Annotated in this window: 12 protein-coding genes; 3 read left to right on the forward strand and 9 right to left on the reverse strand. The window is 74.3% G+C overall.

Going from position 1 to position 14,147, the window contains the following annotated elements; genetic code table 11:
* Positions 1–254: 254 nt before the first annotated feature.
* The gene (locus tag QPK52_RS06350; RefSeq protein ID WP_410536038.1) at positions 255–1,499 is read left to right on the forward strand and encodes a sensor histidine kinase; all 1,245 of its coding nucleotides are present in this window, start codon (positions 255–257) and stop codon (positions 1,497–1,499) included.
* On the opposite strand, the gene QPK52_RS06355 is transcribed toward QPK52_RS06350, so the two are convergent.
* The 6 genes from QPK52_RS06355 to miaA all read right to left on the reverse strand — a co-directional run bounded on the left by QPK52_RS06355 (position 1,386) and on the right by miaA (position 8,584).
* On the reverse strand, positions 1,386–1,991 hold the full coding sequence (locus tag QPK52_RS06355; RefSeq protein WP_410536039.1) for a response regulator transcription factor: 606 nt from the start codon (positions 1,989–1,991) through the stop codon (positions 1,386–1,388). The genes QPK52_RS06350 and QPK52_RS06355 overlap by 114 nt on opposite strands.
* Before the next feature lie 101 nt (positions 1,992–2,092).
* A complete protein-coding gene (gene hflX, locus QPK52_RS06360) occupies positions 2,093–3,592 on the reverse strand; it encodes a GTPase HflX (protein WP_410536040.1) in 1,500 nt (499 codons plus the stop codon).
* A gap of 201 nt (positions 3,593–3,793) precedes the next feature.
* A complete protein-coding gene (locus QPK52_RS06365; RefSeq protein WP_410536041.1) occupies positions 3,794–5,959 on the reverse strand; it encodes a RelA/SpoT family protein in 2,166 nt (721 codons plus the stop codon).
* Between the two features lie 83 nt (positions 5,960–6,042).
* Entirely contained in the window at positions 6,043–6,966 is a 924-nt protein-coding gene (dapF, locus tag QPK52_RS06370; protein WP_410536042.1) for a diaminopimelate epimerase, read from the reverse strand.
* Between the two features lie 62 nt (positions 6,967–7,028).
* Positions 7,029–7,520, reverse strand: coding sequence for a hypothetical protein (locus QPK52_RS06375; protein ID WP_410540232.1), 492 nt, complete (start codon positions 7,518–7,520; stop codon positions 7,029–7,031).
* 125 nt (positions 7,521–7,645) lie between these two features.
* On the reverse strand, positions 7,646–8,584 hold the full coding sequence (gene miaA / locus QPK52_RS06380; protein ID WP_410536043.1) for a tRNA (adenosine(37)-N6)-dimethylallyltransferase MiaA: 939 nt from the start codon (positions 8,582–8,584) through the stop codon (positions 7,646–7,648).
* Between the two features lie 343 nt (positions 8,585–8,927).
* Between miaA and QPK52_RS06385 the strand changes: the two genes are divergently transcribed.
* A complete protein-coding gene (locus QPK52_RS06385) occupies positions 8,928–9,119 on the forward strand; it encodes a hypothetical protein (RefSeq protein ID WP_410536044.1) in 192 nt (63 codons plus the stop codon).
* 51 nt (positions 9,120–9,170) lie between these two features.
* On the opposite strand, the gene QPK52_RS06390 is transcribed toward QPK52_RS06385, so the two are convergent.
* Together QPK52_RS06390 and miaB are read right to left on the reverse strand one after the other, a co-directional pair.
* Positions 9,171–9,878: a class III extradiol dioxygenase subunit B-like domain-containing protein gene (locus QPK52_RS06390; protein WP_410536045.1), complete on the reverse strand. Its 708-nt coding sequence runs from the start codon at positions 9,876–9,878 to the stop codon at positions 9,171–9,173.
* Between the two features lie 152 nt (positions 9,879–10,030).
* Positions 10,031–11,518 carry a tRNA (N6-isopentenyl adenosine(37)-C2)-methylthiotransferase MiaB gene (miaB, locus tag QPK52_RS06395; protein WP_410536046.1) on the reverse strand — a complete coding sequence of 496 codons (1,488 nt, stop codon included), beginning with the start codon at positions 11,516–11,518 and terminating at the stop codon, positions 10,031–10,033.
* A gap of 77 nt (positions 11,519–11,595) precedes the next feature.
* Here miaB and QPK52_RS06400 point away from each other — a divergent pair, with 77 nt between their 5' ends.
* Entirely contained in the window at positions 11,596–12,594 is a 999-nt protein-coding gene (locus QPK52_RS06400; protein ID WP_410536047.1) for a TAXI family TRAP transporter solute-binding subunit, read from the forward strand.
* Between the two features lie 92 nt (positions 12,595–12,686).
* Here QPK52_RS06400 and QPK52_RS06405 read toward each other — a convergent pair whose 3' ends face one another.
* Positions 12,687–14,114 (reverse strand): sensor histidine kinase, encoded by a 1,428-nt coding sequence (locus QPK52_RS06405; RefSeq protein ID WP_410536048.1) that lies wholly within the window; start codon positions 14,112–14,114, stop codon positions 12,687–12,689.
* Between the last annotated feature and the right edge of the window lie 33 nt (positions 14,115–14,147).

A 14,147-nucleotide genomic window follows, 5' to 3' on the forward strand; every position in this document is an offset into this window, starting at 1 on the left:
GGCGGCCAGGGCTATACGGGGCAGCAGGCGTCTGCGGCGCTGCAGCGCCAGTACGGACCCCTCCCACTCCTCGGGCGGGGGTGTGTGGTCTCTCACCGGGTGTGTCCTTCTTCTCGACAGCACAGGTCGCCGCTGATCCGACCACCGGTCCGACCGGAAAAGAAGTGAGATCTTCACCGATTCCGCGTACAACTTCCCACAGGCTTCACAGGTGCCGGGTACTCCTCAACTCCCGCCGCCGCAAGGAGGGTTGGATGACCACCGGAAAGCGGAGCCGCATCCGGGCGCCGCAGAGCTCATGGATCGCCTTCGGGACGGTCGCCCTGGTGATCGCCGGGTCGCTCACCCTGGTCGCGCTGGACGTGCTCAGCCAGCCGCTGAGCCGCCGCACGGTGGTCACCGGTCTCCTGCTGCTGATCGTCCTGCCCGCCGTGCTGCTCGGCCAGTACGCGCCTCCTCCCTACCGGCTCCCCTACCGCTGGCGGTGGTGGCTGCTCGGCGCGCAGGCGCTGCTGACCTATCTGCCGATCCTGCTCTTCCCCAGCCCCTGGCTCAGCCTGCTGGGCTTTCTGGCCGGAGCGGTCCTGCTGACCGTTCCCCCGCCCTCCTCGGTGGTGATCGCGGCCGGTGTCGTCGCCAGCGGACCGCTGCTGGCCGGGACGCTGGTCGATACCCAGCGCAGCTCCCTGAACGTGCTGGTGTCCACCGTGATCACGGCCAGCAGCGTCTACGGTGTGGCGCACCTGGCCCTGCTCGCCTCCCGGTTGCAGGCCGTGCAGGCCCAGGCCGCCCGGCTGGCCGAGCAGCGCGAACGCGACCGGATCGCCCGGGACCTGCACGATCTGCTGGGATCCTCGCTGGTGTCGATCGCGGTGCGGTGCGAGTCCGCGCTCCACCGTGCCGGGTCCTCCGGAGCGGACGCGTCCGCTCCGGAGGACCCGGCACGGCGCGCACTGGCCGAGGCCGCTGCGCTGGCCCGCCGTACGCACACCGAGGTGCGGGCGGTGGCGCACGGACGGCTGTCGGTGTCGCTGCGTACCGAACTCGTCCACGCCCGGCGGCTGCTCACCCAGGCCGGCATCACCACCCGTGTCACCGCCCCGCCGGACAGCCGGCTGTCGCCCGCGGTGGGCAACTGCCTGGGCGCGGTGCTGCGGGAGGCCACCGGCAACCTCCTGCGGCACAGCCGGGCCACGGACTGCGAGATCGTCCTGGCCGAGCACGGCGGGCGGGTGGAGCTCACCGTCGTCAACGACGGCGCTCCTCGCCGCCGGCCGGTTGCCGGTGCGGGGCTGACCGGCCTGGCGGCCCGGGCGGCAGCGCTCGGCGGCGCCCTGACCTTCGGCGCCGGAGACGAGTCGTTCCGGCTGTCGGTGGTGGTGCCGCTAGATCCAGCCGTTGCGCTCGGCGATCCTGACGGCGTCGACGAGGGTGCGGGCATGGAGTTTGCCCACTGCGGAGGATATGCGGTTGCGCACCGTCCCCACCCCGAGGAATAGCTCCGCGGCGATCTCCCGGGCCCCCGCCCCGCTCGCGGACAACCTCAGCACCTCGGCCTCGCGTGCGGTCAGCGGATTCTCGCCCAGCTCCGAACTCCGCTCGGCCAGGCGGGGATCGACGGCCCGGCCTCCGGCCGCGACGGTGCGCACGGCCGAGGCGAGCTCGCCCGGCGTGGCGGTCTTCAGCAGGTAGCCCGCCGCTCCCGCGTCCAGGGCCCTGCGTAACAGTCCGGGGCGGTCCAGTGCGGTGAGCATCAGGCAGCGGCACACCGGAAGCCTCTCGCGCAGCCGTCCGGCCACCGCGATGCCGTCCAGACCGGGCAGATCGATGTCTAGGACCGCGACATCGGGCCCGTGCCGCAGCGCCGCCTCCAGCGCGGACGGGCCGTCGGCCGCCTGCCCGGCGACCTCGATGCCCAGTTGTCCGTCCAGGATCTCCGCCAGTCCCGCCCGCACCACGTGCATGTCCTCGGCGACCAGCACTTTGATCATGGATTCAGTATGCCCCCCGGTCTCCACACGGCCGCGGGCCCGCCCCCGGGAAGGGGGCGGGCCCGGTCGGCGGTGTCGGGACCCGCGTGCGGCGCGGGAGCTCAGGCTCCCGTGCCCGCGGTGACGTACGCCCTGAGCTCGGCGGCCAGTTCCTCGTGGACACGGGCCTTAAGCAGCGTGCCGCCCTCGGTGTGCTCCTCGGAGACGACCTCCCCGTCGGCGTGGACCCGGGAGACCAGGTCGCCGCGGGTGTAGGGCACCAGCACCGTCAGCTCCACGGCCGGGCGCGGCAGCTCCCGGTCGATCAGCTCCAGCAGCTCGTCGACGCCCTGCCCGGTGCGGGCGGAGACGGCGATGGCGTGCTTCTCGGCGCGCAGCAGCCGTGCCAGGGTGAGCGGATCGGCCGCGTCCGCCTTGTTGACCACCACGATCTCGGGCACGTCCGTCGCGCCGACGTCCCGGATCACCTCGCGCACGGCGGCGAGCTGCTCCTCCGGCGCCGGGTGCGAGCCGTCGACCACGTGCAGGATCAGATCGGCGTCGCCGACCTCCTCCATCGTGGAGCGGAACGCCTCGACGAGGTGGTGCGGCAGATGGCGTACGAAGCCGACGGTGTCGGCCAGGGTGTACGCCCGCCCGCTGGGGGTCTCGGCGCGGCGCACGGTCGGGTCGAGGGTGGCGAACAGCGCGTTCTCCACCAGCACGCCCGCGCCCGTGAGGCGGTTGAGCAGCGAGGACTTGCCCGCGTTGGTGTATCCGGCGATGGCGACCGACGGCACCTTGTTGCGGCGCCGCTCCTGCCGCTTGACGTCGCGGCCGGTCTTCATCTCCGCGATCTCCCGGCGCATCTTCGCCATCTTCTCGCGGATCCGCCGCCGGTCCGTCTCGATCTTGGTCTCACCGGGACCGCGGGTGGCCATGCCACCGCCCGAGGACCCGGAGCCGCCGCCGCCCATCTGCCGGGACAGCGACTGACCCCAGCCCCGCAGCCTGGGCAGCATGTACTGCATCTGCGCGAGCGAGACCTGCGCCTTGCCCTCCCGGGACTTGGCGTGCTGGGCGAAGATGTCGAGGATCAGGGCGGTGCGGTCCACCACCTTGACCTTGACGACGTCCTCGAGGTGGATGAGCTGGCCGGGGCTGAGCTCACCGTCGCACACGACGGTGTCGGCCGCCGTCTCGACCACGATGTCGCGCAGTTCCTGCGCCTTGCCGGAGCCGATGTAGGTGGCCGGGTCCGGCTTGTCGCGGCGCTGGATCACACCGTCGAGGACGAGTGCGCCGGCGGTCTCGGCGAGGGCGGCGAGCTCCGCGAGGGAGTTCTCGGCGTCCTGCACCGTCCCGGAGGTCCACACTCCCACGAGCACCACGCGTTCCAGCCGCAGCTGCCGGTACTCGACCTCGGTGACGTCCTGGAGCTCGGTGGAAAGGCCCGCGACGCGGCGCAGGGCCGCACGCTCGGAGCGGTCGTACTGGTCGCCGTCGCGCTCGCCGTCGATCTCGTGACTCCAAGCGACGTCCTCCTCCATCAGGGCGTCGGCTCGGCGGTACGTCTCGGCGAGGCGCTGGCCGTTCTGCGGAAGGGAGGAAGAGAAGGTCAAGTGAGTCCTTACGTCGATGGAGTGAAGGTATCCGGGTCAACGTGCGCGGCGCCCGGAACATTCCCGCTGCGGGCACGGACGCCGACGCGGGCCGCGGCCCGCTCCGGACACGATGATGGTGGCACGGTGCGGCCCGGCCGTCACCTGGTTTGCGCGACGGTCCGCCCTTCCGGGCGGACCGGGCTCCCCGGAACGGGCTCCTCAGGACTGGGGGCGGGTGGCCCGGACGACGTCGTAGACGCCGGGCACCTCCCGCATGGCCCGCATCAGCCGGGGCAGCTCGCCGGCGTCCTCCAGCCACAGGGTGTAGGTGTGCCGCACCCGGTGCTCCCTGGGCGGCTCGACCTCGGCGGAGACCACGGCGGCTCCTTCCGCCGCGATGGCCTCGGTCAGATCGGCGAGGAGGTGCGGGCGGCTCAGCGACTCGGCGTGCAGCGTCACCCGGCAGCCGGCGCCGGAGTCCTGCCACCGCACGGCCACGGTCCCGCGGCCGGCGGCGGTCATCCGGGCCACGGTGGGGCAGCCCTCCCGGTGCACGGTCACCGCACCGCCGCGTACCGCGAAGCCGACCACGGCGTCGGGCGGCACGGGCGTGCAGCAGCGGGCCAGCCGCACCAGGGCTCCGGGCAGCCCGACCACGGCCGCGGACCTGTCACGGGGCTGCACGGTCCGGCCGGGGGCGTCGGACTCGACGGCGGAAGCGGCAGCGGCAGGAGGGTGAAGGGGCGTCCGGGGCGCGGCCGGCGGTGCCGTACGGGCCTCCCCGCCCGTGCCCTCCGTCCGCTCGCCCTCCGCCCCCTCGCCGTCCTCCGCGCAGGCGTCGAGCCAGGTGCGGATGGCGATCCGCGCGGTGGGGGTGCGGGCGTGCTCCAGCCACTGGGGGGAGGGGCCGGACGTGCCCTCGGGAGCCATCAGCAGCTGCAGCGAGTCGCCGTCGCTCAGCACGGTGCCCAGTGCCGCGAGCCGTCCGTCCACCCGGGCGCCGACCAGGGCGTGCCCGGCCGCGCCGTAGCGGGCGTAGGCGGCGTCCACGCAGGTGGCGCCCGCGGGCAGGTGGAGGGCGGCGGTCCGGCCGGGACCGCCCGGGTCGGTGCAGAAGACGGTGATCTCGCGGTCCTGGGCGAGGTCGTCGCGCAGCTCGGCCCAGAAGGTGTCCGGGTCGGGCGCGTGGCTCTGCCACTCCAGCAGCCGTTCCAGCCAGCCGGGGCGGGTGGGGTCGGCGCGTCCGTCGTCCGCGGCGGCCGCCTCGCCGACGGGGTCGGCGTGGGGGGCGCCGGAGGTCCGGTGCGGGTCGCCCAGGGCGATCACCCCGGCCTCGGCGACCCGGTGCATCCGGCGGGTGCGGACCAGGACCTCGGCCACTCGCCCTGAGGTGTCGGCGACGGCGGTGTGCAGTGACTGGTACAGGTTGAACTTCGGCACGGCGATGAAGTCCTTGAACTCCGACATCATCGGCGTGAAGCAGGTGTGCAGTTCCCCCAGGACCGCGTAGCAGTCCGCGTTCTCGGCGACCAGGATCAGCAGTCGCCCGAAGTCGCAGGGCCCCAGCTCGCCGCGTTTGGCGCGGGCCCGGTGGACGGAGAGGAAGTGCCGCGGCCGGATGAGGACCTCGGCCGCGATGTCCGCCTCGCGCAGTACGGCCCGCACCGATTCGGCGATCTCGGCCAGCGGGTCGGCGCCGGCGTTGTGGGCGCGGATCAGCTCCCGGGTGCGGGCGTACTCCTCGGGGTGGAGGACGGCGAAGACCAGGTCCTCCAGCTCGGTCTTGAGCGCCTGCACGCCCAGCCGCTCGGCCAGCGGGATCAGCACGTCGCGGGTGACGCGGGCGATGCGCGCCTGCTTCTCGGGCCGCATCACGCCCAGGGTGCGCATGTTGTGCAGCCGGTCGGCGAGCTTGATGGACATCACCCGCACGTCGTTGCCGGTGGCCACCAGCATCTTGCGGAAGGTCTCCGGTTCGGCGGCGGCGCCGTAGTCGACCTTCTCCAGTTTGGTGACGCCGTCGACGAGGTAGCCCACCTCCTCGCCGAACTCCGCCCGCACCTGTTCCAGCGTCACATCGGTGTCCTCGACGGTGTCGTGGAGCAGGGAGGCCGTCAAGGTCGTGGTCTCGGCGCCGAGTTCGGCCAGGATCAGGGTGACGGCCAGGGGGTGGGTGATGTAGGGCTCGCCGCTCTTGCGCGTCTGCCCCCGGTGCGAGGACTCCGCCAGGACGTAGGCGCGGCGCAGGATGTCGAGGTCGGCGCCGGGGTGGTGGGCGCGGTGCGCCTTGGCCACGTGCTCGATGGCGTCGGGGAGGGCGTGGCGGGGCGACGGGCCCAGGAGGGCCGCACGACCGAGCTTGCGAAGGCTCCGTACTGCGCTCATGGCACCTCCCACTGCGCCGGGGGGCTTGATCCTACCGAGCCTCCCACACGCCGCGTGCCGCCTCCCGCCCTCAGTGGCCGGGATCACCCGTTCGAGCGGTCAGCCCTCGGGGAGCCGAGCAGGCCGGGGTCGATCGTGCCCTCGGCCACGATCACGGCGGGGCCGGTCATCTCGACACCGCCGTCCGGGTGTTCGGTGATCACCAGCCGCCCGCCGGGGACGTCGACGGTGTAGGTGACCGGAGTGCCGTCCGCGGCCGGGTCCGCGCCGTCGCGGCGGGCGGCGGCGACCATGACCGCGCAGGCGCCCGTACCGCAGGAGCGGGTCTCGCCGGAACCGCGCTCGTGCACCCGCAGGGCCACGTGGCGCGGCCCCCGGCCGACGGCGAACTCGACGTTGACGCCCTCGGGGTAGGCGGCGGCCGGAGCCACGGCCGGGGCGGTGTACAGGTCGCCGGCGTGGGCGAGGTCGTCGACGAAGGCGACGGCGTGCGGGTTGCCCATGTCGACGTTGAGCGCGGGCCAGCTGCGCTCCCCCACCGTGACGGTGACGTCCGTCTCCGTGCCGCCGGGCAGCTTGGCGGCGCCCATGTGGACGGTGACGCCGCCGTCCCCGGCAAGACGCACCCGGCGCACACCGGCCCGGGTGGCGACGGCGAGGTCGCCGGCCCCGGCCAGCCCGGCGCGCTGGAGGTAGCGCGCGAAGACCCGTACGCCGTTGCCGCACATCTCCGCGACGCTGCCGTCGGCGTTGCGGTAGTCCATGAACCACTCGGCCTCGCCGGCCATCGAGCGCGCCTCGGGGTGGGCGGCGGAGCGCACCACCCGCAGCAGGCCGTCCCCGCCGATCCCGGCGCGCCGGTCGCACAGCCGGGCCACGGTCTCGGCGGGCAGCTCCAGCACCCCGTCCGGGTCGGGGATGATCACGAAGTCGTTCTCGGTGCCGTGCCCCTTGAGGAACGGCACGGGCGTGCCTGCGGTCCCTGCTGCGCTGTTCACGGTGCCCATCGTACGGGGGCGGGCCCGGCCGCCGGACGGGCCGCCGGGGCAGTGGGGCCGGACGGGCCGGACTAGCGGAGCCGGGCGACGCGCCAGACGGCCAGCGCCACGAGGGTGGCGGTGACCAGCGCGTACAGGGCGACCAGACGCCAGTCGGGGCGCTCGCCGGAGCCGCGCGGCGGCAACCCCGGCCAGGCGAGGCCGACGCGGCGGGCGGCCATCATGCCCCAGCCGGCGGCGCAGCAGCTGAGGAGAAGCCCGAGCATGGCGACCACCGCCCCGCCCTCGCCGAGCCCGAAGGCGAGCGGGAAGGCGAACATCAGCGAGCCGGCCGCGCCCAGGCCCACGATCGGGGCGAGCTGCCACAGCCGCAGTTTCCGGGGCGGGCGGAGCTCGCCGTAGGACTCGTCCCCCTCGGCGGACGCCTCCTCCAGCGCCTCGAGGCCGTCCCCGTCCTCCGGTGGGCCCACGCCGTCCAGGCCGCCCGGGCCGCCGACGGCCGCGCCGTCGGCGCGGAGCTGCTCGACGACCGGTTCGTCGCTGTTGCGAGGGCCGGCCTCCATCGCCACGTGCCCTCCCAACTCCCGGCTCTGCGGCTCAATCGACGGTCGATGCTCGCCGATGCTCGATGATGGCACGCCAGGACGGCCGTCCAGCGCCCGCTGGGCGTCCCGATGCCATCACGTGATCAGGCTGTGACCGCTCGTTCGAGGAGGGCCAGAGCCCGGTCGGGGAGTTCGCCGCGGTCGTCCGCCGCGCCGCTGAGCCAGTGGACGCGCGGGTCGCGGCGGAACCAGGAGTCCTGGCGGCGTGCGAAGCGCTTGGTGGCGCGTACGGTCTCGGCACGCGCCTCGTCCTCGGTGCACTCGCCTGCCAGGGCGGCCAGGATCTGCTGGTAGCCCAGGGCCCGCGAGGCCGTACGGCCCTCCCGCAGTCCGGCGCGCTCCAGCTCGCGCACCTCCTCGACCAGCCCGGCCTCCCACATCCGGTCGACCCGGCGGGCGATCCGCTCGTCGAGTTCGGGGCGCCCGACGTCGACCCCGATCTGGAGGGTGTCGTAGACGGATTCGGGGCCGGGGAGATTGGCGGTGAAGGGGCGGCCGGTGATCTCGATGACCTCCAGGGCGCGGACGATCCGGCGGCCGTTGCCGGGCAGGATCGCGCGGGCCGCCTCGGGGTCGACGGCGGCGAGCCGGGCGTGCAGCGCCCCGGAGCCGGACTCGGCCAGCTCGTCCTCCAGCCGGGCCCGCACGGCCGGGTCGGTGCCGGGGAACTCCAGTGCGTCGACGGCGCCGCGCACGTAGAGCCCGGACCCGCCCACGAGCACGGGGGTGCGCCCCCGGGCGAGCAGGCGGTCGATCTCGGCACGGGCCAGGCGCTGGTACTCGGCGACGCTGGCGGTGACCGTGACGTCCCAGATGTCCATGAGGTGGTGCGGAACGCCCTGGCGCTCCTCCTGCGTCAGCTTGGCGGTGCCGATGTCCATGCCCCGGTAGAGCTGCATGGAGTCGGCGTTGATCACCTCGCCGCCGAGGTGCCTGGCGAGGGCGACGCCCAGGTCGGACTTTCCGGCCGCGGTGGGGCCGACCACGGCGATGACACGGGGAGTGGGGGGTGAGCTGCTCACGGCCCAAGTCTCGCAAACACGCGGGGAGGGCTCCGAACGGGCTGCGCGGCCCCTCGTCCGCGGCCGCCGCCGTGTTCCACCGGTCCGCGCTCCGTACACCCGGGCCGGACACCGGAGCGCGGGCCGGTGCGCCGCTCCGCGGGGCGCGGAATCGCGACCGCGCGGGTAAGGTCTGTGGTGTATATGGGGGCATTCGCATCATTCACCTCATTCCTCGTGATTCGGAGGCGGCTCGGAAGAACGTCCCCGTCCCTTCCCGCCCCATCCGCGGAGCCGGAGCGGACCACGGGCTCCGTCTCGGGGCGGGAGCCGCCGGAGAGCGCGAGAGAACGGAGTGACCGTCATGGGCATCATGGACAGGGTCAAGAACATGGTCGGCCGGCACGGCGGGAAGGCCGGGGAGACATCCGGCGGCGGGACCGGAGGCAGGCACCGGCGCAGCACCGGGACCCGCGACGCGAAGATCCAGGAGGCGCGGGAGCGGATGACCCGTGAGAGGGACGAGAAGGGGGACACCGCCGGCCCCGCCGCCTGAGCGGCCACCGCCCCGCCGCGTGCGGGGGGCGGGCGGAGACGGGCGGGCGGCCTACGACCAGCTCGACACCAGATAACCGACACCGTAGGGCGCCTGGTCGTACAGCAGCCGCCCCTGGAGCCCCGCGCCCTCGGCCGCGCCGGCCAGCACCTGCCAGCAGGCCCGGCCGGACGCCTTCAGCTCGTAGGCCAGTTCCTCGTCGAGGGCCAGCAGCCCGGCGGGGTCGGCGGCGCCCAGGGCGCGGGCCGCGTCCGCGTCGAAGGCGGGGGCGCGCTCGTCGAAGTACCCCGGCGCCTTGATCGTCCGGCAGGCGCTGCCGTCGCCCATCGCCAGCAGCGCGACGCGCTCCGCCGAGGCGGCCAGTTCCCGCCCGGTCCGCGCACAGTGCTCCCTCGGCAGCGGCTCCCCCACGCCGAGCCCCTCCACGGGCGCCGCGCTCCAGCGCGTGCGCTCCAGCAGCCAGGCGCCGACGGCCAGGGACGGCGGCAGCGGATGTCCGGCGGGCGGGCCCTCGCCCAGCCGGACCTCCAGATCGACACCGAAGGGGCGGAAGGAGCCGGTGGCGCCCTGCGGATACCTGCCCCGGCCCGCCGGCTCCGCGGCGCCGACGACGACGAGCCGGTCGGGACGCGCGGCGGCCAGGACGGCGACCGCGTCGTAGCAGGCGGCCCGGGCGTCGTCCATCTCGTGCGCGGCGCCTCCCGCCACCTCGGGCACCAGCAGCGGCGGGCAGGGGCATACGGCTGCGGCGACAAGCATGGCGCGCAGCCTACCGCCCCGAGGCCCTCCCGCGGTCGGGCGCGCAGGGGGCTCGTACACGCCTGACCAGCGCACACCCGGCGTACAACCGGCTCACGGTCGGAGCGTGTACGCCGGGCCTGCGCGCGGGTGCGCGCCGGAAGGCGGACGCGTCAGCCGGCGGTGCAGCCGCCCGGCGCGGCGGGCAGCGGCTCGGGGACCCCTACGGTCGGCAGCCCGAGCATCACGCCCCGGGGCTTCGGCTCGGGCGCGGCGTTGCGCCGCTCCCAGGCGTCTCCCGCGCGGGTGCGCCGAACCCCCAGCACCGCGCCCTCGGCCAGCAGGTGGTGCGGGGCGGCATAGGTGATCCCGACGGTGGCCATGTCCCCCGGGCGCGGCACGTCCTCGTCGGGGCGGGTGAAGTGGACCAGGCGGTTGTCGGGGGCACGGCCGGACAGCCGCCGCGTGGCGCCGTCCTTGCGGCCCTCGCCCTCGGCGACCATGACCTCCAGCGTCCGCCCGACCTGCTTCTTGTTCTCGGCCCAGGAGATCTCCTCCTGGAGGGCCACCAGGCGCTCGTACCGCGCCTGCACGGCCTCCTTGGGGACCTGCCCGTCCATCTCGGCGGCCGGGGTGCCGGGGCGCTTGGAGTACTGGAAGGTGAACGCCTGCGCGAAACGGGCCTCGCGGACGACGTGGAGGGTCTGCTCGAAGTCCTCCTCGGTCTCGCCGGGGAAGCCCACGATGATGTCGGTGGAGATCGCGGCGTCGGGGATCGCGGACCGGACCTTCTCGATGATGCCCAGGAATCGCTCCTGCCGGTAGGAGCGGCGCATCGCCTTCAGCACGCGGTCGGAGCCGGACTGCAGCGGCATGTGCAGCTGCGGCATCACGTTCTCCGTCTCGGCCATGGCGGCGATGACGTCGTCGGTGAAGTCGCGCGGGTGCGGGGAGGTGAAGCGGACCCGCTCCAGCCCCTCGACCTTCCCGCAGGCGCGCAGCAGCTTGGAGAACGCCTCCCGGTCGCCGATGTCGGACCCGTAGGCGTTGACGTTCTGCCCCAGCAGGGTGATCTCGGTGACGCCCTCGGCGACCAGCGCCTCGACCTCGGCCAGGATGTCGCCGGGCCGGCGGTCCTTCTCCTTGCCGCGCAGCGCGGGGACGATGCAGAACGTGCAGGTGTTGTTGCAGCCGACCGAGATGGAGACCCAGGCGGCGTACGCGCTCTCGCGCCGGGTCGGCAGCGTGGAGGGGAACGCCTCCAGCGACTCGGCGATCTCGACCTGCGCCTCCTGCCGGACGCGGGCGCGCTCCAGCAGTACCGGCAGACTGCCGATGTTGTGGGTGCCGAAGACCACGTCGACCCAGGGCGCGCGCCGCACGATGGTGTCGCGGTCCTTCTGCGCCAGGCAACCTCCGACCGCGATCTGCATGCCCGGCCTGGACGCCTTCTTCGGGGCGAGGTGGCCGAGGTTGCCGTACAGCTTGTTGTCGGCGTTCTCCCGCACCGCGCAGGTGTTGAAGACGACCACGTCGGCGTCGTCGGCGTCCCCGGGAGCCCGGACATAGCCCGCGTCCTCCAGCAGGCCCGACAGGCGCTCGGAGTCGTGGACGTTCATCTGGCACCCGTAGGTGCGCACCTGGTAAGTCTTCGCACTCATCTCAGTCGACAGGGTACGTGCTCCCGGGCCCGCCCCGCCCCTCCCTTCCGCACACCGGTCCTGGCAGGATCGAGGGCATGGTCTCTCCGCACGTGCGGCGCCCGTGGGCGCGGCGGCCGTCGGCGGCCGCCGCGGCCGCGGCGGCCGTGCTCGCGCTGCTGCTGTGGTGGCTGCTGCCCGGCGGCGGTCCGGCGCCCGGCGGCCAGGTCGTCTTCACCACCGGCGCCCGGGGCGGGGTCTACGAACGCTACGGGGAGTTGCTGAAGGAGCAGCTGGGCCGCGACCTGCCCGAGGTGGACGTGACCCTCGTGCCCAGCCAGGGCTCGGTGCAGAACATCGAGCGGCTGGTCTCCGGCGAGGCATCCTTCACCATCGCCGCGGCCGACGCGGTCGCCGCCTACGTCAACTCCGGCGGAGAGGGCGCCGACCGGCTGCGGGCCTGCGCGCGGCTGTACGACGACTACATCCAGCTCGTCGTACCGGCCGACTCGCCGGTGCGCGCCGCCGAGGACCTGGAGGGGCTGCGGGTCGGACTCGGGCAGCGGCGCTCAGGCGTCAACCTGATCGCGGGCCGGCTGCTGAAGGCCGCCGGCCTGGACCCCGACGAGGACGTCCAGCCGGTGCTCCGGGGCATCGACCGGATGCCGGAACTGCTGGTCCGCGGGGAGCTGGACGCCTTCTTCTGGTCGGGCGGGCTGCCGACCGGCGCGATCGAGGAGCTCGCGGAGGCCATCGAGATCCGCCTCGTCCCGCTGGGCGACCTGGTGCCGGCGCTGCACGCGCAGGAGCCGCGGACCCGCTCCTACCGGGCGGCCCTGATGCCCTCCGATGCCTATCCGGCCGTCCAGGACGGCAAGGCCGTGGAGACGATCGCGGTGGCGAACCTGCTGGTCACCGTGGACGGCACGGACGCCGCGCTGACCGAGGGGGTGACCCGCTCGGTGATCAACAGCCGGGACCGCATCGGCCGCGAGGTCCACGCCGCGCAGAGGGTCGACCTGCGTACGGCCATCTACACCCATCCGCTCCCGCTGCACCTGGGCGCCGAGCGCTACTACCGCTCCGTGAAGTCCTGATCCGGGCCCGGGAGCCCGTCCCGGACGGGCCCGGGACGGACGCGGGGCGCCCGGTGGCGCCACGGCTGCGGTCCGCTCGGAGCCTTGGAGCGTCACCCCGCGTCCGGCGCGTTCCGCGGCAGGTCGATCACCACGCGCAGGCCGTGCGGTTCGTTGTGGGCGAAGGAGATGTCCGCCCCGCCGGCGGCGAGCAGCGCGCGGGAGATGGACAGGCCCAGGCCGGAGCCGGAAACGTTCTGGTGGCGGCCGCTGCGCCAGAAACGGTCCCCGATCCGGTTCAGCTCGTCCTCGGTGAGGCCGGGCCCGTGGTCGGCGACCTCGACCGCCACCCGTCCGCCGCCGGCGGTGACGGTGACGGTGACCGACTCCCCGGCGGGGGTGAACTTCACCGCGTTGTCCACGACCGCGTCCAGCGCGCTGGAGAGCGCGACCGGGTCCGCCCAGCCGGTCACCGCGCCCTGCCCGGCCGCGCGCAGCTCCACCCCCTCGCGGTCGGCCACCGGACGCCAGGCGGCGACGCGTTCGGCGGCGAGCGCGGCGATGTCGGTCAGTCGCAGATCGGCGGGCGTGTGCTCGGCCAGCGCGAGGTCGAGGAGGTCGTCGAGCACCCGGGCCAGCCGCTTGCCCTCGGCCCGTACCGAGGCGATCTCCTCGTTGTCCTCGGGCAGCTCCAGGGCCAGCAGGTCGATGCGGAGCAGCAGGGCGGCCAGCGGGTTGCGCAGTTGGTGGGAGGCGTCGGCGACGAAGGCCCGCTGCTGCTCCAGGACGGTCTCGACGTGGTCGGCCATCTCGTTGAAGGACCGGGCCAGGCGCTGGAGTTCCGGCGGCCCGCTCAGGGCGGCCACCCGGGAGGTCAGCCGTCCGGTGGCGATGTCGTGGCTGGCCTTGTCCAGTACACGCACCGGTTTGAGAACCCAGCCGGTCAGCCGGACGGCGACGGCGACGGCGACGAGCATGGCGGCCGCCTCCCCGGCGGCCAGCGGCAGCCAGTCGTGCAGGACGCGCGAGCGCATCGGCCCGGTGGGGGAGTCGGTGAGGACGACGGCGACGACGTCGCCGTCGCGGACGACCGGTGAGGCGACCGCGATCCGGCCGTCCTGCCAGGGCCACACCTGGGGCGGATCGTGGCTGCGGCGCCCGGCCAGGGCCTCGGCGAAGGCCGCAGCGCCCTCCCCCTGGCGCGGGGGCCGCCAGGCCGCCGGGGCCGCGGCCATCGTGCTGCCGTCGCGGTAGAAGACGCCGGCCCTGATGCCGTACAGGTCGTGGTACCGGCCGAGTTCGTCGCGCAGCGTCGCCAGCCGCTCGTCCTGCTGGCGGGCCTCGGCGGTGGTGGGGCTGCGGGCCGGGGGGCGGGTGGTGACGTACTGGGCCAGGGAGGCGAAGCGCGCGGTGTCGTCGATGCGGTCGATGACGACGTTCTGCTGCTCGGCGGCGGCCATGCTCGCGGCGAGCGGGAAGCCGAGGGCGAGCAGGACGCCGGCCATCAGGGCGATGAGGAGGGCGAGGAGGCGTGTGCGCACGGCGGGCGGTCCTCTTTCGTCCCGGCCCCGGCC

Source organism: Streptomyces sp. KL2, from assembly GCF_046529545.1.
Classification (GTDB): domain Bacteria; phylum Actinomycetota; class Actinomycetes; order Streptomycetales; family Streptomycetaceae; genus Streptomyces; species Streptomyces radiopugnans.